General features: G+C 66.9%; 20 protein-coding genes. 12 read left to right on the top strand and 8 right to left on the bottom strand.

Going from position 1 to position 22,615, the window contains the following annotated elements; all coding sequences use genetic code 11:
- Window positions 1–191 precede the first annotated feature (191 nt).
- Window positions 192–3,434: an isoleucine--tRNA ligase gene (gene ileS / locus NDI56_RS12085; RefSeq protein WP_310919788.1), complete on the bottom strand. Its 3,243-nt coding sequence runs from the start codon at window positions 3,432–3,434 to the stop codon at window positions 192–194.
- A gap of 221 nt (window positions 3,435–3,655) precedes the next feature.
- Between ileS and NDI56_RS12080 the strand changes: the two genes are divergently transcribed.
- The 7 genes from NDI56_RS12080 to NDI56_RS12050 all read left to right on the top strand — a co-directional run bounded on the left by NDI56_RS12080 (window position 3,656) and on the right by NDI56_RS12050 (window position 12,407).
- Window positions 3,656–6,286 (top strand): PAS domain-containing protein, encoded by a 2,631-nt coding sequence (locus NDI56_RS12080; RefSeq protein ID WP_310919787.1) that lies wholly within the window; start codon window positions 3,656–3,658, stop codon window positions 6,284–6,286.
- 74 nt (window positions 6,287–6,360) lie between these two features.
- The gene (locus NDI56_RS12075; protein WP_310919786.1) at window positions 6,361–6,726 is read left to right on the top strand and encodes a DUF7344 domain-containing protein; all 366 of its coding nucleotides are present in this window, start codon (window positions 6,361–6,363) and stop codon (window positions 6,724–6,726) included.
- A gap of 112 nt (window positions 6,727–6,838) precedes the next feature.
- A complete protein-coding gene (gene proC, locus NDI56_RS12070) occupies window positions 6,839–7,612 on the top strand; it encodes a pyrroline-5-carboxylate reductase (protein WP_310919785.1) in 774 nt (257 codons plus the stop codon).
- Window positions 7,605–8,438, top strand: a complete 834-nt coding sequence (gene proB / locus NDI56_RS12065) for a glutamate 5-kinase (RefSeq protein ID WP_310919784.1) — start codon at window positions 7,605–7,607, stop codon at window positions 8,436–8,438. The genes proC and proB overlap by 8 nt, the downstream gene beginning before the upstream one ends.
- Window positions 8,431–9,762 (top strand): glutamate-5-semialdehyde dehydrogenase, encoded by a 1,332-nt coding sequence (locus tag NDI56_RS12060; RefSeq protein ID WP_310919783.1) that lies wholly within the window; start codon window positions 8,431–8,433, stop codon window positions 9,760–9,762. The genes proB and NDI56_RS12060 overlap by 8 nt, the downstream gene beginning before the upstream one ends.
- Window positions 9,763–9,885: 123 nt before the next feature.
- Complete coding sequence (locus tag NDI56_RS12055; protein WP_310919782.1) at window positions 9,886–10,965, top strand: 1-aminocyclopropane-1-carboxylate deaminase/D-cysteine desulfhydrase; 1,080 nt, start codon at window positions 9,886–9,888, stop codon at window positions 10,963–10,965.
- A 74-nt stretch (window positions 10,966–11,039) separates the two neighbouring features.
- Entirely contained in the window at window positions 11,040–12,407 is a 1,368-nt protein-coding gene (locus tag NDI56_RS12050; RefSeq protein WP_310919781.1) for a geranylgeranyl reductase family protein, read from the top strand.
- On the opposite strand, the gene NDI56_RS12045 is transcribed toward NDI56_RS12050, so the two are convergent.
- A complete protein-coding gene (locus NDI56_RS12045) occupies window positions 12,404–13,057 on the bottom strand; it encodes a class I SAM-dependent methyltransferase (RefSeq protein ID WP_310919780.1) in 654 nt (217 codons plus the stop codon). The two genes, NDI56_RS12050 and NDI56_RS12045, sit on opposite strands and share 4 nt — an antisense overlap.
- Before the next feature lie 119 nt (window positions 13,058–13,176).
- Here NDI56_RS12045 and NDI56_RS12040 point away from each other — a divergent pair, with 119 nt between their 5' ends.
- Together NDI56_RS12040 and NDI56_RS12035 are read left to right on the top strand one after the other, a co-directional pair.
- On the top strand, window positions 13,177–14,019 hold the full coding sequence (locus tag NDI56_RS12040) for a prolipoprotein diacylglyceryl transferase family protein (protein ID WP_310919779.1): 843 nt from the start codon (window positions 13,177–13,179) through the stop codon (window positions 14,017–14,019).
- A 124-nt stretch (window positions 14,020–14,143) separates the two neighbouring features.
- Window positions 14,144–15,004 carry a prenyltransferase gene (locus NDI56_RS12035; RefSeq protein ID WP_310919778.1) on the top strand — a complete coding sequence of 287 codons (861 nt, stop codon included), beginning with the start codon at window positions 14,144–14,146 and terminating at the stop codon, window positions 15,002–15,004.
- Window positions 15,005–15,027: 23 nt separating this feature from the next.
- Here NDI56_RS12035 and NDI56_RS12030 read toward each other — a convergent pair whose 3' ends face one another.
- Entirely contained in the window at window positions 15,028–15,366 is a 339-nt protein-coding gene (locus NDI56_RS12030) for a DMT family transporter (RefSeq protein WP_310919777.1), read from the bottom strand.
- Between the two features lie 184 nt (window positions 15,367–15,550).
- On the opposite strand from NDI56_RS12030, the gene NDI56_RS12025 reads away from it, so the two are divergent.
- Window positions 15,551–15,967 carry an HIT family protein gene (locus tag NDI56_RS12025; RefSeq protein WP_310919776.1) on the top strand — a complete coding sequence of 139 codons (417 nt, stop codon included), beginning with the start codon at window positions 15,551–15,553 and terminating at the stop codon, window positions 15,965–15,967.
- On the opposite strand, the gene NDI56_RS12020 is transcribed toward NDI56_RS12025, so the two are convergent.
- Window positions 15,964–17,943, bottom strand: coding sequence for a DUF6517 family protein (locus tag NDI56_RS12020; protein WP_310919775.1), 1,980 nt, complete (start codon window positions 17,941–17,943; stop codon window positions 15,964–15,966). The two genes, NDI56_RS12025 and NDI56_RS12020, sit on opposite strands and share 4 nt — an antisense overlap.
- A 129-nt stretch (window positions 17,944–18,072) precedes the next feature.
- Here NDI56_RS12020 and NDI56_RS12015 point away from each other — a divergent pair, with 129 nt between their 5' ends.
- Window positions 18,073–18,801 (top strand): ParA family protein, encoded by a 729-nt coding sequence (locus tag NDI56_RS12015; RefSeq protein WP_310919774.1) that lies wholly within the window; start codon window positions 18,073–18,075, stop codon window positions 18,799–18,801.
- Here the strand turns inward: NDI56_RS12015 and NDI56_RS12010 are convergent.
- The gene (locus tag NDI56_RS12010) at window positions 18,798–19,175 is read right to left on the bottom strand and encodes a universal stress protein (protein ID WP_310919773.1); all 378 of its coding nucleotides are present in this window, start codon (window positions 19,173–19,175) and stop codon (window positions 18,798–18,800) included. The two genes, NDI56_RS12015 and NDI56_RS12010, sit on opposite strands and share 4 nt — an antisense overlap.
- A 45-nt stretch (window positions 19,176–19,220) precedes the next feature.
- Entirely contained in the window at window positions 19,221–19,358 is a 138-nt protein-coding gene (locus tag NDI56_RS12005; RefSeq protein WP_310919772.1) for a hypothetical protein, read from the bottom strand.
- A 243-nt stretch (window positions 19,359–19,601) separates the two neighbouring features.
- On the opposite strand from NDI56_RS12005, the gene NDI56_RS12000 reads away from it, so the two are divergent.
- Entirely contained in the window at window positions 19,602–20,336 is a 735-nt protein-coding gene (locus tag NDI56_RS12000) for a ribonuclease H-like domain-containing protein (protein ID WP_310919771.1), read from the top strand.
- Between the two features lie 227 nt (window positions 20,337–20,563).
- Here the strand turns inward: NDI56_RS12000 and NDI56_RS11995 are convergent, their stop codons facing one another.
- Complete coding sequence (locus tag NDI56_RS11995) at window positions 20,564–21,193, bottom strand: rhomboid family intramembrane serine protease (protein ID WP_310919770.1); 630 nt, start codon at window positions 21,191–21,193, stop codon at window positions 20,564–20,566.
- 85 nt (window positions 21,194–21,278) lie between these two features.
- On the bottom strand, window positions 21,279–22,538 hold the full coding sequence (locus tag NDI56_RS11990) for an MFS transporter (RefSeq protein WP_417936020.1): 1,260 nt from the start codon (window positions 22,536–22,538) through the stop codon (window positions 21,279–21,281).
- Window positions 22,539–22,615: the final 77 nt, after the last annotated feature.

Below are 22,615 nucleotides of genomic sequence, written 5' to 3'. Positions count from 1 at the left end.
CCCCGGTGCAAGCGTCGCCCCGCTGTCACCGCTCGCTCGGTGCGAGCCCTCCCGCTGGACGGGCTCGTGTGCTCGCGGCTCCGCTATCACCGCTCACTCGGTTCGAGCCCTCCCGCTGGACGGGCTCGTGTGCTCGCGGCTCCGCTATCACCGCTCACTCGGTTCGAGCCCTCCCGCTGGTCGGGCTCGTGTTAGTCGGACGCTTCCGCAGCTGCCACAGGCGCAATCGCGATCTCCATCTCCACGCCTTCCACGTCCCAGGTCTTGCGGTGGCCGTCCTCCACACCGTCGAGTTCGTCGGCTCGGACTTCCTCTTTGATGAGGGCTTCGTGCTCTCGAACCAGCGCGTCCACGCGCTCGTCCTCGATAGCGAGGTCTACCACGATACGGGCCTCGATATCCAGTTCGAGGTCCTTTCGCATCTCCTGGACGCGGCGGATGACCTCCCGTGCGTACCCCTCGCTCTCGATGTCCTCGGTGAGGGCGGTGTCGACGTACACCGTCCCGCCGCCGTCGAGGGCCGTGAACTCGGTCCCCGAGACGCCGTCGGGCGTCTCCCGGCGGAAGGTCACCATCTCCTCGGTCAGCTCGACGGGTTCGCCGAGCGCGTCCGAGACGCTCCCTTCGAGGGTATCGAGGGACGGCGTGTCGATGTTGGCCTCGTTCATCGCGTTCATCACGCGGCCGGCGTCGTCGCCGAAGGCGGGGCCGAGCTCGCTCATGTCGGCCCCGGCGGAGTAGTGGAGCTCGCCCCACTGCTCGTCGGCGCCGACGACCTCGACGGCGCGGGCGTTGAGCCGGTCGGCGACGACTTCGGACTGGCTCCGGACGGCGTCGGCCACGTCGTCGCTGTCGTCAGACCCCGTCTGACTGCCCGCTGGACCCTGTCCAGCGACGTCGACCACGACGCGCGTGACGGGCCAGCGCAGCTTGCGTTCCGCTTGCTGGCGGGCGTTCGAGCCGGCCTCCTCGACCTCGCGGACGACCTCGATCTCGTCCTCCAGCGCGGGGTCGTGGAGGTCGTCGACGGGCTCTGGCCAGTCGCACATGTGGACCGTCGGGTGGTCGGTCTCCCCGGTCAGCGAGCCGTACACTTCCTCGGCGACGAACGGGGTGAAGGGAGCAAAGAGTGCCGCGACCTCCTCCAGTACGCGATACAGCGTCGCGTAGGCGGCCTGTTTGGAGTCGCTGTCCTCCTCTTCCCACATCCGCTCGCGGACGACCTGGATGTAGAACCGCGAGACGTCCTCGACGACGAAATCGAGCAGCTCGCCGACGGCCTTGTCGTTCTCGTAGTCGTCCATGTGCTCGGTCATCGCGGTCTTCACCGTCTGCAGCCGCGAGAGCACCCACTCGTCGACCAGTTCGAGCGCCGCTCGCATCGACTCGACGGTCGTCTCGTTCGGGTCGAAATCGTCGGCCCGCATGTACGGTAGCGGGAACCGGGCGACGTTCCAGAGGATGTTGAGCCGCCGTTGCATCTCGCCGGTCTCCTCCCACGAGAAGTTCATGTCCTCGCCCTGGGCGGTCACGGAGAGCAGGAACAGCCGCATCGGGTCCCGACCGTGCTCGTCGATGACCTCGTGGGGGTCGACGAGGATGCCCTTCGACTTGGACATCCCGCGGCCGTCGGGCATGTTGGCGTAGCCGTGCATCAGCACCTCCTTGTAGGGAATCTCGCCGGTCGCCGCGGTGCTCATCCCGAGCTGTGACCAGAACCAGCCACGCGTCTGGTCGTGGGCCTCCATGATGAGGTCGGCGGGCCAGAGCTCCTCGAAGGCGTCCGTCTCCTGGGGATAGTCGACCGTGCCCCACGTCGCGACCGAGGAGTCGAGCCACACGTCGAAGACGTCGCCGACGCGGCTGTAGGTCGTACCGTCCTCGGTAATCGTCAGCTCGTCGACGGTCCCCTTGTGGATGTCGACGGACTCGGGGTCGATGTCCTGGTCGACGCGCTCGGCCAGCTCCTCGCGGTCGCCGACGACGATAGCGTCGGTCATATCGCCGCTCCAGTCCTCGGGAAGCCAGATGGGGATGGGGATGCCCCAGTAGCGCTGCCGGGAGACGTTCCAGTCCGGCGCGTCCTCGACGAAGTCCCGGAAGCGGTTGTCACGGGCCCACTGGGGATGCCACTCGCTGTCCTCGATGTTCGCAAGTAGCTCGTCCTTGATGTCGGTGACCGTGATGAACCACTGGTCGGTGACGATGCGGACGATGTCCGTGTCACAGCGCCAGCACTGCCCCTCTCGAACCGTATGGCCCTGTTCGCTGGAGAGCAGGTGGCCGTTCGCGTCGAGGTCGGCGATGACCTCGTCGTTGGCGTCGCGGACGAAGGTGCCCGCGTACTTGCCGGCCGCGTCGGTGTAGACGCCGTCGCCGCCGACGGGACAGAAGATGTCCAGCCCCAGCTCCTGCCCGCGCTCGAAGTCCTCCTCACCGTGGCCCGGCGCGGAGTGGACGAGCCCCGTTCTATCGGCTTCGACGTACTCCGCGGTGTACACCTGCCCGGCGCCCTCCCCCTGGGCGTGGTCGGGGACTTCCTCGGCGAGCGGATGGTCGTACTGCCAGCCGACCAGATCCTCGCCGGTCAGTTCCTCGACGACCTCGTAGTCGTCGTAGCGGCCGGCTTTCAGTACGCCCTCGATGCACGGCTCGGCGACGTAGAGGCGCTCCGTCTCGCCGTCTTTCGTGGCGTCGACCCCGACGTAGTCGAGGTCGCCGTCGGCGGCGACGAAGGTGTTGGCGACGATGGTCCACGGGGTGGTCGTCCAGATGACGAGGCTCCCCTCGCGGTCGCTCAGGGGGAATTTCACGTAGATCGAGGGCTTGCCGACGTCGTGGTACTCGACCTCGTTGTTGGCGATACCGGTCTCACAGCGGGGACACTGGTTGATGGAGCGTTGCCCCTGTTCGACCAGCCCGCGCTCGTGGGCCTGCTGGAACCCCCACCAGGCGGCCTCCATGTACTCCGGGCTGAGCGTCTTGTAGGGGTCGTCCCAGTCCATCCAGACGCCGAAGTCCTGGAAGTCGCTCTGTAGTCCGTCGAGTTGCTCGTTGGCGAAGGCCTTGCACTCCTCGATGAAGTTCTCCTCGCCGAAGCGCTCGATGTCCTTCTTGTTCTCGAAGTCCAGCCGTTCCTCGACCTTGGTCTCGATGGGCAGGCCGTGCATGTCGTAGCCCGGCCGGTCGGTGACGTCGTACCCCTGCATCCGGAGATAGCGGATGTAGCAGTCCTTCAGCGTCTTGTTCCACGTCGTCCCCATATGGGCGGCCCCGGAGGTGTAGGGCGGCCCGTCGACGAAGAAGAAGTCCTCCCCGTCGGCACGGTGCTGCTTGGTCTGCTCGTAGGCGTCGACGGCGTCCCAGAAATCGAAGACCCCGGACTCGACCGCCTCGGGGTCGTACTGGTCGTCGACCGCGGCGAACCGTTCCATACCGGGGACATTCGCCGCCGGGATTAAAGGGGACTCGGTTGCCCCGCCGACCGTGCTGTCGCCGTTGCACCGGCACACGGCCGCTCCGGAGGCAGCTACTCCCGGGTCGGTGTCCGGCTACGTGTCGGATACTGTGTAATACCAGTGATAGTATAGCGGCTGGTGCACTGAACCTGTACCAACGATGATCGGCGCGTTCGCCCGCGCGCCGTCGCGAGACAATGCATTCAGATATCGATACGCCAACCGTCGACCACGCCGTTCCGGAGTGTGTGCTGCTGACCGACTCCCGCGGGGACATCGCCTGGGCGTCCGCTCCCAGTGACGTGCTGGGGCGGCAACCCATGGACCTCACCACCGTCGAGTCGCTGTTCGGCCCGACCGTTCCCGACCCGCCGCCGGTCGGGACCGTGCCCGTCAGCCAGCGCCTGACGACGACCACAGCCGAGGGCGAGCCCCGCCTGCTCGACGTCACCGCCGAGACCGTTCCCGGCCCGGACGTGACGACCTACCGCTGTCAGCGTGTCGACGACGAGCAGCTCGGGCTGTGGACTGTGCTCTCCCGCGTGACCGACGCCGTCGTCGCGCTGACCACGGACTGGCGATACAGCTACGCCAACGACGCCGCCCTGGCGCTGCTCGACACGCCGCGGGCGGCCCTGCTCGGCGAGGTCATCTGGGAGGTGTTTCCCGCGTTGCAGGGGACCCAGATCCAGCGGACGTTCGAGCGGGCGCTGGCGACACAGGAGCCGGAGACCCTGGAGTGGTACTGGGAGCCGGCCGACCAGCAACTAGAGGTCCGGTGTTTCCCCTCGCCGACCGGGCTCTCGGTCTACTTCCGGGACATCACCGACCGGCTGGCCCAGGAGACCGACCTCCGGCAGGAACGGGACCTGACCGAGCAGCTCCTCCGGGTGAGCCCGATTGGCATCGCCGTCCACGCGCCCGACGGCCGGTTCGTCCGGCTCAACGAGCGTGCCGAGGAGATACTCGGCGTCGACCGCGAGGAGCTGGTCGGCGAGATACTGGACGAACCGATGTGGGACGCCTACGGCCCCGACGGCGAGGCGTTTCCCGACGAGGCGTTCCCGCTCAACGTCGTCCTGCGTACCGGCACGGCGACGTTCGGGACGGAGATGTCGCTCCGGCGGGCTGACGGAACCCGGCTCTGGCTCTCGGTCAGCGCCGCGCCGCTGTTGGACACGGACGGCGACATCGAACGGGTCATCGTCACCTTCGAGGAGATAACCGAGCGCAAACGGTACGAACGGGAGCTCACGGCGAGCGAACAGCGCTTTCGCGCCGTCTTCGAGGGGACGCTCGACGCGCTGGTGCTCACCGACGACGAGGGGACGTATCTCGACGTCAACGAGGCCGCCTGTGACCTCTACGGGCTCGACGAGACGGCACTGGTCGGCCGGAACGTCGCGGACTTCGCCCCGCCGGGATACGACGTGGCGGCGGCGTGGGAGCGCTTCATCGAGACGGGCACGCTCAGGGGGGAGTTCCCGCTCGTGCGGTCGGACGGGGAGCGCCGCGTGACGGACTTCGTGGCCACGTCGAACATCGCGCCGGGCCTGCACCTCTCGGCGCTCCGGGACATCACCGAGCGCAAGGCCGACGAGGAGCGGCTGGCGGCCCAGCGCGACGAGCTCGGGCGGCTCGACGAGGTCAACGAACTCATCCGGCGCGTCCATCGAGCCATCGTCGGCGCGACGGACCGGGAGACTATCGAGACGGCCGTCTGTGACGTGCTCGTGACCGCCGAGAGCTACCCGGTCGCGATGACGACCCGGCTCACGGCCGCCGAGGAGCACCAGGTGGAGTACACCGCCGGCGTCTCGAAACGCCTGCGTGACACGCTCCGCAGAGACGGAGCGACCTGCGTCGAATCGGCGCTCCGGCGCACGAGCGAAACGAACGCTCTGACGGTCCTGGCGGACCTCCAGTCCGACCCGACCTACCCCGACCCGCTTCGCCGACTCGCGGCCGACCACGACCTTCGGACCATCGGCGCTATCCCCATCGAGCACGACGGCGCCGTCTACGGCGTGTTGACCGTCGGCTCGACCCACGAGGAGGCGTTCGGGCGGCGTGACGGTGCCGTGTTCGCCGAGCTCGGCCGGCTCCTGGGAAAGGCCATCGACGCCATCCAGACGAAGCGGCTGCTGTACGCGAACGCGTTCCTCGAACTGGAGCTGTCGGTGTCGAGCCGGGTCGAACCGCTCGCCGCGCTGAACGACCGTGTCGGCGGCCAGTGGCGGCTCGAAGGTATCGTCCCCGTCGAAGCGGGCCGGTACCTGCTGTACGTCGACGTCGACGGGACCCCCGTCACCGATATCGAACGAACCGTAGACGCTGTGCCCGGTATCGAGACGCTCCGCCCCGTCGAGGTCGACAGCGACCGGCTGCTGGAGCTGCGCGTCGACCACGACACCCCCATCAGCGGACTGCTCGACGCCGGCGGCTGGATTCACGACGGGACTATCGAGAACGGTATCGCCCAGTTCGTCGTCGACGTCACGCTCGATACCGACGTGCGGACCTATCTCGACCGGCTCGAACAGCGCGGTATCGACGCCGAGCTGCACGCGAGGCGCGAGGTCGAACGCACGACGCCGGCGGTCTGGGCCGCCGACGGAACCGACCTCGGGCTGACCGACCGCCAGCGCGCAGTGCTCGAGGCCGCGTACCTCTCCGGCTACTTCGACTGGCCGCGCCGGCGGACCACCGGCGAGGAGCTGGCCGACTCGCTGGATATCGCCACCTCGACGCTCCACCAGCACCTCCGGGTCGCTTCGGCGAAGGTGTTCGCGGGCTATTTCGACGCCGGTACGACCGGTCCGACGTGACCCGACCCTGACCACTCAGCTACCGGACTGTTCCGGTACACCGTTGATATCGATGCGTCGCTTCGTCTCTGGTGATGAAGATATCACAGACCACCGCCGACCGGGACCTCGGTGACGCGTTCGACCTCCTCAGCAGCTACCGTCGCCGGCTCGTTCTCGCCCGGGTCAGCGGGGCCGCAGAGGCCGTTCCCGTCGGCTGGCTCGCCGCGGAACTGGCCGCGGCCGAAGCGGAGAAACCGGCCGAAACCGTGACCATGGACGAGGTCGACCGCAACAAGGTCCGGCTCCACCACGCGGACATCCCGCCCCTGGCCGCTGCGGGCCTCGTCCGGTACAACCCACAGCGCGGACTGGTCTCGGCCGGCGAACTCCCCCTCGACGGCGACGAGTGGCTGGAGATGCCCGTCGTCGAGGCGCTCGAAGCCTGGAACGACCGCTGAGCGGTCCCGTCGACGGTCGTCGGAGCACGGCACCGGTGTCCGGCCTCGTGCGCCCCGGAACGGGAATGAAAACATAGTTACTTTCCGTCGCTCGTGTATTGAGCTACGAACAATGGTACATACGAGCGTCATCGGTTGCGGGAACATGGGCAGTGCGCTGGTCACGGGGCTGTCGAAGGCCGGGAACCACACGATAATCGCGTGTGACCTGGACCCGGACGCGCTCGCAGCGGTGGCCGACTACGCCGACGAGACCACAGACGACATCTCGCGGGCGGCAGCGGCCGACGTGGTCTTCGTCGCGGTCAAGCCCGACATCGTCGAGGCCGTCCTCGACGAGCTCGACCTCTCTGCCGACCAGACGCTGGTCACTATCGCCGCTGGCGTCCCGACCGCGTTCGTCGAGGCCCGAACCGACGCTCGCGTGGTTCGAATCATGCCGAACCTGGCGGCCGAGACGCGCGATATGGCCGCCGCCGCGACCGGCGACATCACCGACGAGGTCCGCGAGCTCCTCGACGACGTCGGCGAGTTCGCCGAAATCGAGGAGTCCCAGATGGACATCGCCACGGCGGTCAACGGCAGCGGTCCGGCCTTCGTCTTCTATCTCATCGAGGCCATGACAGAGGCCGGCGTCGCCGGCGGGCTGGACCACGAAGAGGCTCAGGTCCTCTCCGCACAGACGTTCAAAGGCGCCGCCGAGACGGTGCTGCAGGACGACCGCAGCGCCGACGAGCTCATCGACGCCGTCTGTTCGCCCAACGGGACGACTATCGAAGGGATGGAAGTCCTCTGGGACAGCGACGCCGACGGGGCCATGACGGACGCCGTCGCCGCCGCCGAACGCCGGTCGAAGGAGCTGGCGGCCGACTTCGACGATGAGTGACCCGGTCTCCGACGAGACGCTCGCGGCGACCCGACAGCTGGCGGCCGACGCGGAGCGGGTCATCGTCAAGGCGGGCACGAACTCCCTGACCGACGACGAGTCGAACCTCGACGACGCCAAGCTGGACAAGCTGGTCGACGACATCGAGGCCCTGCTCTCGCGGGGCAAAGAGGTGCTGCTGGTCTCGTCCGGTGCCGTGGGGGCCGGCATCGGCCGGGTCGGCCACGACACCGGGACCGTCGAGGAGTCCCAGGCGCTGTCGACGGTCGGCCAGAGCCACCTGATGCGCCGCTACACCGAGAGCTTCGAGCGGTACGACCGCAAGGTCGCCCAGATCCTCATCACCGAACACGACCTCGACAACCCCGAGCGCTTTACGAACTTCCGAAACACCGTCGAGACCCTGCTCTCGTGGGGCATCGTCCCCATCATCAACGAGAACGACGCTATCGCTACCGAAGAGTTGCGAATCGGCGACAACGACATGATTTCGGCGTCTATCGCCATCGGCGTCGACGTGGACCTGCTCGTGACGCTGACCGACGTGGGCGGCGTCTACACCGGCAACCCGAAGGAGGATCCGACCGCCGAGCGCATCGAGGTCGTCGGTCGCAACTACGGCGAGGTCGAGGACGTCGTCACCGCGAGTTCGACCGGCGGGTTCGGCGGTATCCAGACCAAGGTCCGTGGCGCCCGTGACGTGTCCGAACACGGCATCCCGGCGGTCATCGCGGGGTCGGCCGAGCCGCGGGTCCTGGCGCGAATCGCTGACGCCGAATCGGTGGGCACAATATTCGTCCCCATCAACGGTGGACTAGATGACTGAGACTGCCACGCACGAACAGGTCGAACGGGCGGGAACGGCCGCCCTTCGGCTCGCGAACGTCGAGACAGCACGGCGGGACGCCGCCCTCGCCGAGATTGCGGACGCTATCCGGGCAAACAGCGAGGCGATTCTCGCGGCCAACGACCGGGACGTCGAGGCGGCCGAGGCGATGCTCGCCGAGGGCGAGTACACGCAGGCGCTGGTCGACCGGCTCAAACTGGACGAGGGCAAGCTCGAAAGCATCGCGGGCATGGTCGAGTCCGTCGCGGAACAGGAGGACCCGCTGGGGAAGACACTCGCCGCGCGCGAACTCGACGCGGACCTCGAACTGTACAAGCTGTCGGTCCCCATCGGCGTCGTCGGGACCATCTTCGAGTCCCGACCCGACGCGCTGGTGCAGATCGCCGCGCTCGCCCTGAAATCGGGCAACGCCGTCATCCTGAAGGGCGGCAGCGAGGCCAGCGAGTCCAACCGCGTGCTGTACGAGACCGTCGTCGAGGCGACCGCCGACCTCCCCGAGGGGTGGGCCACGCTCATCGAGGCCCACGAGGAGGTCGACCGCCTGCTTTCGATGGACGACATGGTGGACCTCGTGATGCCTCGCGGCTCCTCGGAGTTCGTCTCCTACATCGAGGAAAACACCCAGATTCCGGTGCTGGGCCACACCGAGGGCGTCTGTCACGTCTACGTCGACGAGGCGGCCGACCTGGGGATGGCCGAGGACATCGCGCTCGACGCGAAGGTCCAGTACCCCGCGGTGTGTAACGCCGTCGAGACGCTGCTGGTCAACGAGGCTGTCGCCGACGACTTCCTGCCGGGCGCCGTCGCCCGCTACCGCGAGGCAGGCGTCACGCTGCGGGGCGACGCGGCCACCCGCGATATCGTCGACGTCGACCCCGTCACCGACGACGACTGGCGCGCGGAGTACGGCGACCTCGAACTGGCCATCAAGGTCGTTTCGGACACTATCGAGGCCGTGGACCACATCAACACTAACGGCTCGAAGCACACCGAATCCATCGTCACCGAGGACGCCGACGCGGCCGAGACGTTCATGACCGGTATCGACGCCGCCAGCGTCTTCCACAACGCCTCGACGCGCTTCGCGGACGGCTACCGCTACGGCCTCGGCGCGGAGGTCGGCATCTCCACGGGCAAGATTCACGCCCGCGGTCCGGTCGGCCTCGAAGGTCTCACGACCTACAAGTACTACCTCGAAGGCGACGGCCAGCTCGTCGCCAGCTACGCCGGGGAGGACGCGCTGCCCTTTACCCACCGGGAGTTCGACGGCGAGTGGACGCCCGGCCACCTGGCCGACGAGTAGGCGCCGACACGGCTCACAGCACCGGCGTCGACGGCTGTTACCAGTCGGCTCTCCGGCGAGGCGCGACTCGGTTTCGGTCGTCTGTCCAGTACAATTATATCTCGCTGCCGGGAAACGTAGCATATGGCTGCCACTTTGTTCGAGTTCCTGCCCGACCGGGCCGAGTTGCCACACGTCGACCTCGGGACGTTCCCGACACCGGTCCAGCGATACGACGAACTGGGTGCCACGCTGGGGGTTCCCGACCTGTACGTGAAACGGGACGGACAGAGTGGCGAGCTGTACGGCGGCAACAAGGTCCGGAAACTGGAGTTCCTGCTCGGTGACGCCAAACGGCGGAACTGTACGACCGTCTGGACCGGCGGTGGTATCGGCAGTAACCACGTGCTCGCGACGTGTCTCTACGCGAGAGCGCAGTCGCTCCGACCGCAGATCGTCCACTTCCCGCAACCGGTCACCGACCACGTCCGGGAGAACCTGCGAGCGGTGAGCACGACCGACCCCTACCTGAAACTCGTTTCGAGCGAGCCACGGGCCGCCGCCGAGGCGGTCCGGCTGAAGGCGACGCGGTGGCTGCATCCGAACCCCTCGTTCTACTACATCCCCCCCGGTGGCGCCTCGCCGGTTGGCGAACTCGGATACGTGAACGCGGCCTTCGAGCTACGCCGACAGATAGACGCCGGGGAGCTCCCGGAACCGGACGTCATCGTCGTCGCCGTGGGTTCGGGCGGGACGCTCGCCGGCCTGTTAGTGGGCTGTCGCCTCGCGTCGATACAGAGCGAACTGCTCGGTGTCAGGGTCAGCGGGCGACTCCTCGCGAACTCCTACCGGATCGCTCGACTGGCCAACCGCACCGCCGACCTCCTCGCGGAGCACGGCGTCCCCGACAGTCCGAGTTTCGCCGCCGAAGACGTAACTATCGTCGACGGCTACGTCGGAGACGGGTACGGGGAGGTGACCCCCGAAGCGCGGCGGGCGAAGCGGACTGCCGCCGACTGTGGGCTCGAACTCGACCTCACGTACACCGCCAAGACGCTCGCGGGCCTGCGCGGCGAGCGGAACGCCCGGGCGCTGGACCAGCAGACCGTCCTCTATCTCCACACGTACAACGAGACCGACATCTCGGCCCGCGCCGAGGCGGCGACGCCGTCTGACGACCTTCCGGCCGCCTATCAGCGGTTCTTTGCCGGTGAACCGGCATAATCTGCCGTTCCGGTCCACTGCGATGGACTTTTAGCTGCCCTGAACGTTACTTTTTCCTAACTGGTGCCTACCGAATGAAACGGACCTCCTTCGACATCGTAATCGTCGGTGGTGGTACAGCCGGGGCCTTCGCGGCCGCGAAAGCGGCCGCTGCTGGCCTCGACGTAGTAATCCTCGAACGGAAGTCGCGCGATCAGGCGGGCGAGATAGCCTGTGGGGACGCGATAAAGGGCAAACACAGCCTGCCGGACGTCATGGACCTCGACTACCTCCGGTCGGAATCGTTCACGAACCGAGCCATCACCGGCGCGCGGTTCGAGAACCCGATCGACGGTCAGACACTGGAGATTCCGTTCGACGAGTCCAGCGTCGTCATCGACCGGAAACGGTACGGTGAGGTCGTTCTGGAGGAGGCGGAGCGGCTCGGGGCCGATATCCACTTCGACACGGTCGTCAACGACCTGGTGCAGAACGACGGCCGCGTCGAGGGCGTCATCGCGGTGCGGGACGGTGTCCAGACCAGATACGAGGCCACGGTGACGGTCGATGCCGCTGGCGCGCTCTCGGTCCTCCAAGACAAGGGGGAGTTCTCGGCGTCGACGTTCGATACGAACGTCGACTACTCGCAGTTCTGTTCGGCCTACCGGGAGATACTGGACGTGCCGGACCCCGTCCCCTGGCAGGACTCGCTCGTGTTCAAACCGACCGAGCGTCTCGGGTATCTGTGGTACTTCCCGCGGGACGGGACCGAGATCAACGCGGGGCTCGGATTCCAGATGAACAAGGACCCGATGGCGCTCGTCGACATTCTCAAGGACGACCTGCAGAACCGCCCCGAGTTCGCTGACGCGACCGTCCGAAACAAGCTCGGCGCGGCGCTCCCGACCCGGCGGCCGTACGATTCCGCCGTCGCGGACGGGTTCGTGGCGGCGGGTGACTCGGCGGCACACGTCAATCCGACCACTGGCGGCGGTATCGTCGCAGCGGCGAAATCGGCCGTAGCAGCGACTGAGAGGGCGATTGAAGCGATTACCACCGACGATGTCAGCGAGGAACGGCTCTGGCAGTACAACGACGAGGTGATGACCGACTTCGGGGCGCGGTTCGCGGCGGCGGACCTGTACAACATCTGGGGCGGTGCCAACTCGGTCGACGAGCTCTCGGGTATCGTCTCCGCGATTCCGGGCGAAGCTCTGGTGGCCGGCCTCAGCTCCGGTGACGCGAGCGTCGGTCTGGCGAGTAAACTCAAGATACTGCTCCGGACGGTCGGGCACTGGGACACACTGTACGAGCTTTCGCAGGTCCGATCGAAGGCCCAGGCGCTCAAAGACCACTATCTCTCCTACCCGTCCCATCCCGAGGGATTACCGGCCTGGCAGTCGGAGCGGGACGAGATACTGGCCGACGTCTACGAGATTACCGGAGCGGAGCCGAAATACTAGCCCACGTTCGTCGGGCACAGCACTCCACGAATAAATGGGTTCACCGGAACGAGTCCGTCCCTGAACTGCTGGCACTCGGCGACTTCAAACTCGGGTCCCGACGCGAAGAGCCGCTGTGTGTCCCGGACGAGGTTACAGCCACCGACAGCCCGCTTCCAGACCGGGTTGAGGGCGGTCTGTACCGACTGTCGCCAGCCGGTGTCACGGACGTGCTCGAAGAACCGGAACTCCCCGTCTGGGGACAGGACACGGTGAATCTCGGATAGCGCCTGTTCCGCGTCGCCGATTGTACAGAACACCAGCGCGCCGATTACGGTGTCGAAGGTGTCGTCGGCAAACGGCAGTGACTCGGCGGCCGCCCGCTGTAACTCGATGTCCACGTCCGACTCTGTGGCCTTCTCTCTGGCCTGTTCGAGCATATGCGGATCGGGTTCGACGGCGTGGACCGTCGTCGCCCCCGATTCGAGTTTGTCACCGTAGTGTGAGAACATGGCTCCCGTGCCGCTCCCGATATCCAGTACGGGGCCGGAGAGATTCTCGGTCAGATACGCCCGGTGTCGCCGGAATACGAGCCGTTCGACCCACGCAGTCACTGGGTCGTACACCGCAGCGAACCACGGATGTGCGTGTTCGGTCGCGCTGTCATCCATACGTACACGTCGGGTTGTTATAACAAAAGCATTTTGAGCTAATATTTACTATAGAAAAACAGATAAAAAGATATTACTGACAGAAGAGAATATAATATAGCTGACGAAAAGACGAAACAATGAACGCCGCTGATGAACTCTCGGAATCGTCCACGCCCGAGCGAGGCCGAGCGTCGAGTAACAGAATCGAACACGCGCTCAGAACGGTCCACGAGTATACACGCGACACACTCGGGATACATCCGTACCACATCCTGTTCGATAGCGGACTCGTCCTGGTCGCCGCGATGGCGGTACTGTTCTCTGGGTCCATCTCTCAGATGCAGTGGCTCCGGTTTCTCGCCGCCTTCGCCTTCACGACGGTGTCCTTCGAGGTGGGATATCTGCGAGTGAAGCGCGCTCTGTTCGGTATCGACTCCCGGTCGTACCTGCAGGACCTCTTTGCCTACGTCCTACCAGTGTGGATCGGAACGGCCGTCGCGCTGGGCGTGGACCTCCGCGCGACGATGGACCTCATCGGCTTGCAGCTCCCAGTCCTGCTCGGGTTCATCCGGGTCGGCTGTTTCCTCGGCGGCTGTTGCTACGGTGTTCCCTGGAAGTACGGGGTGCGATACCCGAGCAAGGTTTTCACGGACCACGACGGCAACTGTCAGTCGTTCTCCTCCGGCGAAAACCCCGGCTGCCGGGTGTTCCCCATCCAAATCGTCGAAGCGGCGTTCAACTTCCTGCTGTTTGGCGTCCTCCTGTGGCGGCTCCTCGCCGTGGGCGTCACCGGACTGACGCTGCCGCTGTATCTCCTCAGCTACACCGGTTACCGGTTCCTGAGCGACTTCTTCAGGATGTCGAGTGCCCGGCCGAACTGGGGGCCACTATCCGAGGCACAGTGGGTATCGCTCGCAGCACTCACCGTCATCTTCGTCGGGCTCTCGTTCCAGACGAACCCGGTCATACTACCGCTATGAGTCGCTTCCCCTGCCTCGGTGGTGCTGTCGTCAGCACACCGAACGCGCCAGCGAACCAACCAGCCACGCAGTGTAAGCTACAAATCCAACAACAGATATGAGCGAAAACAGAGAGACACAGCCGATGCGAATCGTCCCGACCGCGGAGTCACGGCTCGGATACCTCTTCCGGCTATCCAGACCCCGCTACTGGCATTTCCTTGGCAGCCCAGTGTTGCTCGCACTCATCTACGGAGCGAGTTCGGCCTCGGACCTCACGTCACCGGCCGCGATCGCGTTCGCAGTGTACTTCCTCGTCCCGGGGAACCTGTTCCTCTACGGGGTCAACGACGCCTTCGACACGGACACCGACGAACACAACCCGAAAAAGTCCGAGGAGGGCAAGGAGCAGTCGTTCCGTGACACTCCGGGCGTGAAGGCGGCGATCGTGCTCAGCGGTCTCCTCGCGGTGCCGCTGTTTTTCCTGACGACATCACCCGTCGCGTTGCTCGCACTCGGGGGATGGGCGTTCCTCACAGTGACCTACAGCGCACCGCCGCTCCGGCTGAAGTCGATACCCTTCGTCGACTCGGTCGTGAACGGGCTCTACCTGCTGCCCGGTATCGCGGCGTACATCACTATCGCCGGTTCGTTCCCGCCGATGAGTGGTGTCGTCGGGTTCTGGCTCTGGACGATGGGGTATCACACCTTCTCCGCCATCCCGGATATCGGCCCGGACCGAAAAGCGGGTGTTCGGACGCTCGCGTCGGTGCTGGGCAAACGGAAATCACTCGTCTACACCGGCGTCTGCTGGCTGCTCGCGGCCGTCGTCTTCGCTCAGTTGCATCTGGCCGCGGCGCTCGTCTTCCTTCTCTATCCGGTGATCGACCTGTTCATCATGGTCGAGGACATCGACGTGGAACGGGCCTACTGGTGGTTCCCGACGATCAACGCCGTCGTCGGTATCCCCCTGATGGTGCCCGGTCTCTGGCTGCTTCTGAGCTGAGGACCGGACCTCCGGGGTCGACCTCAGGCAGCGGGCGAGTACGTCTCCGACATGAGGTTGAGAACGGCGACGCCGGCGATGATGAGCAGGATGCCGGCGACACCGGCCACGTCGACCGTCTCGTCGAACAGCACCAACCCGATCGCGGCGGCCCCGACGATTCCGACTGCGGACCAGGTCGCATACACCAGCCCGATAGGCAGCTCCTGGAGCGTGAGGCTGAGCAAGTAAAACGAGCCGATGTACGCGACAAGTACGACAGTGGTCGGGACGAGTGCCGAGAACCCGTCCGAGAATTTCAGCGCGGTAGTACCCGTTACTTCGGCCGCGATGGCAGCGGCGAGATAGATGTACTCTCGCATAGATTATTCGGCCACTCGGAGTGTTAAATCAATTTTCATTTCCGACACCGCCCGGGGCGTCGGCGTCTATCCGCTCGGAGCTGTCCGCGCTAATCGGCGTCTCTGCGGAGACACGTCGCGATGTGTCGCCGGTCCGGTGGCTCCCGGAGAAACTTTCATGCCCGCGCCGGCCGCACCGCCGACCATGGACGACTGTATCTTCTGTCAGATCGTCGCGGGTGACATCCCGAGCAGAACGGTCTACGAGGGCGACGACGTGCTCGCTTTCCTGGACGCGAACCCCCTCGCGCCGGGACACACGCTCGTCATCCCGAAAGACCACCACGAGTCGCTGGCCGACCTCCCCGCCGACGAGGGGCGCGCCCTCTTCAGCGCACTGCACGAGCTGACGCCGGCGGCCGAGAGCGCCGTCGACGCGCCCGCCAGTACCGTGGCGTTCAACAACGGCGAGGAAGCCGGACAGGAGGTCCCCCACGTCCACGCACACATCGTCCCGCGCTTTTCGGACGACGGCGGTCGCCCCATCCACGCGCTGGTCAGCGACCGCCCCGACCTGAGCGACGACGAACTGGACGATATCGCCGCGGAAATCCGGCTCTAGCGGACGACCAGTCGCTCGACGACGCCCGCGACCGTCGACCGGACGTCTTCGAGTTCGCTCTCCGTGAGGTAGCCGTCCGCCCCGGCGAAGGCCCTGTCCGTGGACTCGACGCCGAAGCTCTGGATGCCGGTCGTGACGACCACGCTGCTGTCGGTCTCGACCCGGGCCATGTGGAGGTAGGTGGCGTCCGGCGTCTCACCGCTGACGATGCCGGCGTGGGTCTCGATGGTCACGTCCCGGTCCAGCAGCGTTCCGTCGACCGTGGAGAGCTTTTCGGGCCCGCGTTCCCAGTTCACGGTCTCGCCGCCGCCGACGCCGGCAGCGGTGAGGAACGACTCGGCCTGGTCGCTGGTCAGGAGGTCGGCCAGCCCGAGCCGAGCCAGCGGGTTCAGCGACTGGCCGGCCACGTTCGCCGCGGGCGTACTGAGCGCGCCGACGCTTATCGTCCCGCCGCCGAGGGTGTCGGCGTTGAGGTTGTCGAACGAGCCCGTGGTGAGCGCGACGGTGGTCCCTCCGCGCTCGAAGGTGTCGGCCGAGAGGTCGAACTCGCCGGGGACGTGGAGCAGTTCCGTGGGACTGAACGTCGAGTCCGGGAAGAAAAGCGTGTCCGGGAACGCCTCCGGAAGGTCGCCGCCGGCAACCGGGTTGGTGGTCGCTCCCATCGTGGCGAAGGCTGAATCCGGAAAGAACGCCGAGTCGGGGAAAAACAGCGTGTCCGGGAAGAACGTCGAGTCCGGGAAGAACGTCGAGTCCGGGAACGCAGTGCCGTCGGCCCCGAAGAACAGCAGCGCCTCCTCCGGCCGGAGTTCCGAACCCGATTCGACGACGCTGAACGGCTCCGGCACGTCGTCGAAGGTCGAATCCGGGAAGAAAAGCGCCGGTGTCTTCTCCGTGTAGGCCGGCGAGAACGCGGAGTCCGGGAAGAACGCCGAATCGGGGAACAGTTCGCCGAGCGGGGCCGACAGCACCTGCCGGTCCCCGGCGAAGTAGCCGTCCGGGAAGAAGTACCCGTCCGGAAAGAGCGTGTCGCCGGGGAAATACGCCATCGGCACGCCCCGTTTGCGGTCGGAGAACACGATGATGCCCGCGTCGGCGGGCTCGGCCACGGGCCGCTGGTCCACCCCGAGCGCGTCGGCCACGCGGTCCGGGTCGGTGATTGAGACGCCAGTGTCGAGGAACACGCTGGCCGGCGCGGCGACGTACTCGGCTTCGACCTTCTGGCCCGCCTCGAACATCGTCTTGCCGGTCCCCGACGGGCCGGCGGATTCGGCGTCTACGTCGGGCCCGGGGAAGAACGCCACATCCGCGCTCGCGTTGTCGCCGGGCATCACCCAGTTGTCACTCGGGAACCAGTCGGCCCCCGGGAACCAGTCGCTCCCCGGGAAGAACTGGTCGCCCGGGAACAGCACGCCGCCGTCGGCGACGGCGAACGACTCGTTCCCCTCGAACGCCGAACGGTGGGCCACGGCCAGTGTCCGGCTCGCGTCGACGGGACCGTCGGTGTCCGTCGGCGCGAACAGCACGATACCGGCCGGGTCGACGGTGTCGTCGCCGTCGAGGAAGGGCAGATAGCCGCCGGCGGTGTCGAACGCCGACGCCGGCGCGGCGCGCCGGTCGGTGGGCGAGCCCTCGAAGGGCGCGTCGCCGCCGGCGAATCGGAACAGCAGCGCCCCTTCGGAGCCGCTAAACGAGAGCTCGAGGTCCGTCTGGCCGTACACCGAAATGGCGCTCTCGACCGTCGCCGTCACGTCCTGTCCGCCGACCGACCGGGTGAACGTGCGGCGCTCGGTATCCTCGACCAGCGGCGCGAAGTCGAGCGCCTGCTGGTCGGCCTCCGGCAGGACGACCCTATCGGCGATGAACTCCTGATTCGTCAGTCCGCCACAACCCGCGAGCATCCCGGTCACGGTCGTGACACCGGCCGCCCGGAGGAACTGCCGTCGATTCCACGCGCCTAAATTCGGTTTATCTGCCATGATACTCTCTTAGTAGAGGGTACCGTACGACTGAAGATATCATAAGTATTCTTATTAATAGGGAAGATAACCGTTTCCACTCCCGTTCCGCACTGAACTTTTTATTTCGAGCCGACACCCACGTATTGTATGGTCATATCGACGCTCGCACTGGTGGGGGTCGCTGGCGGCGCCGGGACGACCCGAACGGCTGTCGAGACGGCGGCGACGCTCGCCCGGGCCGACCGGTCGGTCGCCGTCGTGGACGCCGCTTTCGGGACGCAGGGGCTCGCGACGTACGTCGACGGTCGGCTCACCGACGATATCACGGCCGTCGTCACCGGCGACGCCGCCCTCCAGGACGCGCTGTACGACGCTGACTACGACGTTCCGGGCCGCGTCGCGTTCTGTCCCGCCCACGCGCCGTTCGAGCGCCTCGCCCGCGCGAAGACGCCCGACGCGGCGCGGGCGTTCGAGACGGCGGTCGCCGACGCCGCCGACCGGTTCGACCACGTCCTGCTCGATGTCCCGCCGGTCGCGGCCAACCAGTCGGTCGCCCTCCTCACGACGGCCCAGCGCCGCGCGCTCGTCGCTCCCGCGACCCAGCGCGGCGTCGACCTGCTCCCCAGACAGCGCGGCCGGCTGCGGGACCTCGACGCCCCCGCCGACGCTGTCCTCGCCACCCGAACCGACGCGCCGGAGGCGGTCGCCGTCAGCGACACCGATTTCGACATCCCCGCGGCCGACCCCGTCGGCCCGGCCGCGCTCGACCCGGAGTCACCGCTCGCCCCCGCCGTCGCCGCCGCGACCGAGGCCTTGCTGGAGGTCGACCTCGAACTGACGTTCGAGGAGTCTGGGCTGTTCGACAGCCTCGGCTAGAGGTCGGGCAACGGAACCACCACGACGGGCAGGTCGGCCCGCGCCAGTAGCGCCGTCGCCGTCGACCCGACGCCCGTTGCCCCGTCAGTCCCGCTGTTGGCCCCGATGACGACGACGTCGGGGTCCCGTTCCTCGACGGCCGCCAGCAGCTCCGCGGTCGGGTCGCCCTCACGGAGCGCCGTCTCGGGCATCGCGGCCGCCAGCCGGGACCGCGCGACGTTCGCCGCGTCGCCGGCGTCGCGGTCGTGGCGGTCGGGTTCACGGACGCCGACCACGACGACGCTGTCCTCGCCGGGGTCGATTCGGTCATGGAGGTAGTCCGCCGCGGCGGCCGTCACGTGGACCGACGCCGTGGCGACGAGATACTCGGTCATACTACTGTCCGTGTGCGCCAGCCGGTTCCGCGTTTCGCTGGCCGCTCACTCGTGGTCGGTGACACCGAGAACGGCGTCACACTCCGGACACGACCAGACCATGGGGGCGTTCGCGGCCGGCGCGCGCTCGACTCTGTTGGCCCAGTCCGTGATGTCGCTGTCGCAGTGCGGGCACAGTGCCATGGCAGAATGGTTTGTTCGGCAACACTTCAACGCTTGGTGGCCGGCGGGGCCACGCGGTGTAGGCCGCGCCCGTCGAGGCGTGTACGCTTCGCCGAGCTCGCTTCGAGGCCCTTCACTACTACTCGCCGGTTCGCCGTGCTCCGCGGGTCACTTCGTGCCCCGCATCGCTTTCGAGGAAGCTCCCTTCGGTCGCTTCCTCGTTACCCGACGAATTTACATACACCCCCACCACTACCGGATAGCGTGCGCGTCGAGAACAGTTTCATCGGGGTCGACGGCGTCGGCGAGAAGACCGAGCGGTCCATCTGGGAGCAGGGCGTCACCCACTGGGACGAGTTCGAACCGGGCGTCGTCGGCGGGAAACGCGGCGACCGAATCGAGCAGTTCATCCGCGAGGGCCGGTCGTATCTCGATTCGGCCGACGTGGCGTACTTCGACCGCCAGTTCCCCAGCGGCGAGCAGTGGCGCCTCTACGAGACTTTCTCGGACCGGGCGTGTTTCTTCGATATCGAGACTACCGGGCTGGACGAACATCGCAATCAGGTGACCACGGTCTCCCTGCACCAGGCCGGCGAGACCGAGACGCTCGTCGCCGGCGACGACCTCACCGCCGGCAACCTCCGGGCGGCCTTCGCCGATGCCGACCTGCTGGTGACGTTCAACGGCAAGCGCTTCGACGTCCCCTTCATCGAGGCGAACTTCGATATCGACCTCCAGCGCCCGCATCTGGACCTCATGTACACCTGCAAGAAGATCGGCCTCTCCGGCGGGTTGAAGCAGGTCGAACAGGATATCGGCATCGAGCGCGACCGACCCGACATCTCGGGACGGGACGCGGTGCGGCTCTGGCGCGAACACGAGCGGGGACAGGACGGGTCGCTCGAAACGCTCATCTCCTACAACCGCGAGGACACCGTCAATCTGCAGACACTTGCCGAGACGGTGACGACGCGGCTGGACGAGCAAGTATTCATCTAGCGAGGAATCGAGCGTAGCGTGCGAGGAATCGAGCGTAGCGTGCGAGGAATCGAGCGTAGCGTGCGAGGAATCGAGCGTAGCGTGCGAGGAATCGAGCGTAGCGTGCGAGGAATCGAGCGTAGCGTGCGAGGAATCGAGCGTAGCGAGATTCCTCGAATCGACGCGGGGAGGGTAGCGACCCGCGGAGCCTAGCGGGCGTAGCGAGATTCCTCGAAGCGACGACTGCGTCACTCCGCCGTCGGCCGTCGCTCCTGTGACCGCTCACCCGGCGCGAGCAGGTGCGCGCGACCGGCGAGAAAGCCGAGCAGCAGGCCGGTGAAATGCGCGACGAGCGCGGCACCTGGATTAGCTGTCAGGAGCGTTATCACCGCTGCCAGCGCCACGCCGAGCGCGAGCTGGAGCCGCGGGGCGAGTTCGACGCCGGCCACGAGCAACTCGGTGAGGCGGTTCGCCCCGAGCAGGTAGCCAAAGAGCCCGAGGATAGCCCCGCTCGCGCCCAGTACGGTCACGCTCGCGGGCATCCCCGGGACGAGCGGGCCGACGAACCCGACGACGGCGACCTGTGTCACCCCGGCCAGCGACCCGACGGCGGCGAAGAAGCCGTGAAAGCGGGCGCTGGTCGTCAGCCGCTCGACCAGCAGGCCGGCAAAGGCGAGCGCGAGGGCGTTGGCGACCAGGTGCGAGACGTCGGCGTGGGCGTAGACGCTCGTGAGCAGCGTCCACGGGCGCACCAGCAGGGGGTTCGACAGCGCGAACAGGCCCCGCCATCCGAGGAGTCCGGCGACCTGCTGGCAGGCGAAGACGGCGACGATGACGGTCAGCGTCACGACCGTCGGACTGCGTCGGAGGGCGCGCATACGCCAGTGTTGGCAGCCAGCGTACAAGAAGGTCGGGCCGAAGTCGGGGACGGTCCGGCTGTTCGGACGCCGACTCTCCGTCTCCCTAGCCGACGTCCTCGCCACCGCTCACACGCGGGGCGAACCGGCCGGTCTCCCGGCGGACGCCGCCGAGCAGGCAGACGCCGCCCAGCAGCGGCAGGGTCGCACAGGCGACGTAGATGGGGTCGAACCCGAGCGTGTCGACCAGCGGCAGCGTGACGATGGGGCCGAACCCGCCGCCCAGATCACCGAGCACGTTGTTCGTCCCGACGGCCCGTCCCATCTGGGCGTCGGGGACGAGGTCGGCGAGCAGCGCCATCAGCGGCCCGCTCGTCCCGCCCTGCCCGACGCCGATACACACGCAGGCGACGACGAGGACGGCGGTGCTTTCGACGACGGCGAGGAGGAGGAAACCCAGCGACGTGGTGGCCAGAAAGAACAGTAGCGTCGGGACGCGGGACCCCTGGCGGTCGCTGACGTAGCCGCCGGTGTACATCGAGAGGCCGGCGGCGACGACGGTGACGCCCATGAAGATGCCCGACGAGCCCTGCGCGTCGAACCCGAACACGCGCAGCTGTGTCTGGTCCAGAAAGAGGACGAGCGTGGCGAAGAACGCGCCGATGTAGACGAAGAAGACGGCGAAGTTCACTACCCCGACCGTGAGTGCCGGCAGACTGGTGTTGATGTCCCACGGCCTGACCGACTGGTTCCGGTCGTCGCTGACGTGTGTCTCCGGCACGGCCCAGTACGCGATGGCGCTCGCGACGAAGGCGAAGACAGTGGCGACGGCAAAGGCCGTGACGGTGCCACTCAGCTCGCTGACGACGCCGCCGACGACCACGCCCGCCGGGAAGCCAAAGACGATGCCGCCCCTGATGAGGCCCATGTTCGCGCCCCGCGAGTCGCCGTCGCTGACGTCCGAGGCGATAGTGTAGGCCGTGGCGAAGACGAGCGCGCTCCCGACCCCCCAGCCGATCCGGGCGAGCATGAACCACGCCTCGGGGGCGGGCGCGAGCATCGCGACCACGTAGCCGGCGGTGGCAAACGCCTGCACGACCATTCCGACGACGAACGGCGTTCTCGTTCCGAGCCGGTCGACGAGGTTACCCGCCGGCGCGTTGGCGACCAGCCGCGAAAACCGGTTGGCGGAGAGGATCAGCCCCACGAGAAACGGGGAGATGCCCAGGACCGCGCCGAGGTTGGGCAAGATAGGGTAGACCACGCCGCCCCCGAAACCGATGAAGAACGTGCTAGTGATGACGGCCCACACGACGACGTGCTGGCCGCGGACACGGTCGACGACCGTATCCAGCGCACTCGACAGCTCGGTCACCACGTGCGTCGCATCTCCGTGTGCTCTCGGTAGGCCAAATCGGTGCAAAAGCGTTGGGAAACGACGCT

The organism is Halomicroarcula saliterrae, assembly GCF_031624395.1.
GTDB lineage: Archaea > Halobacteriota > Halobacteria > Halobacteriales > Haloarculaceae > Haloarcula > Haloarcula saliterrae.
This window is presented reverse-complemented; position numbering and strand designations above follow the sequence as displayed.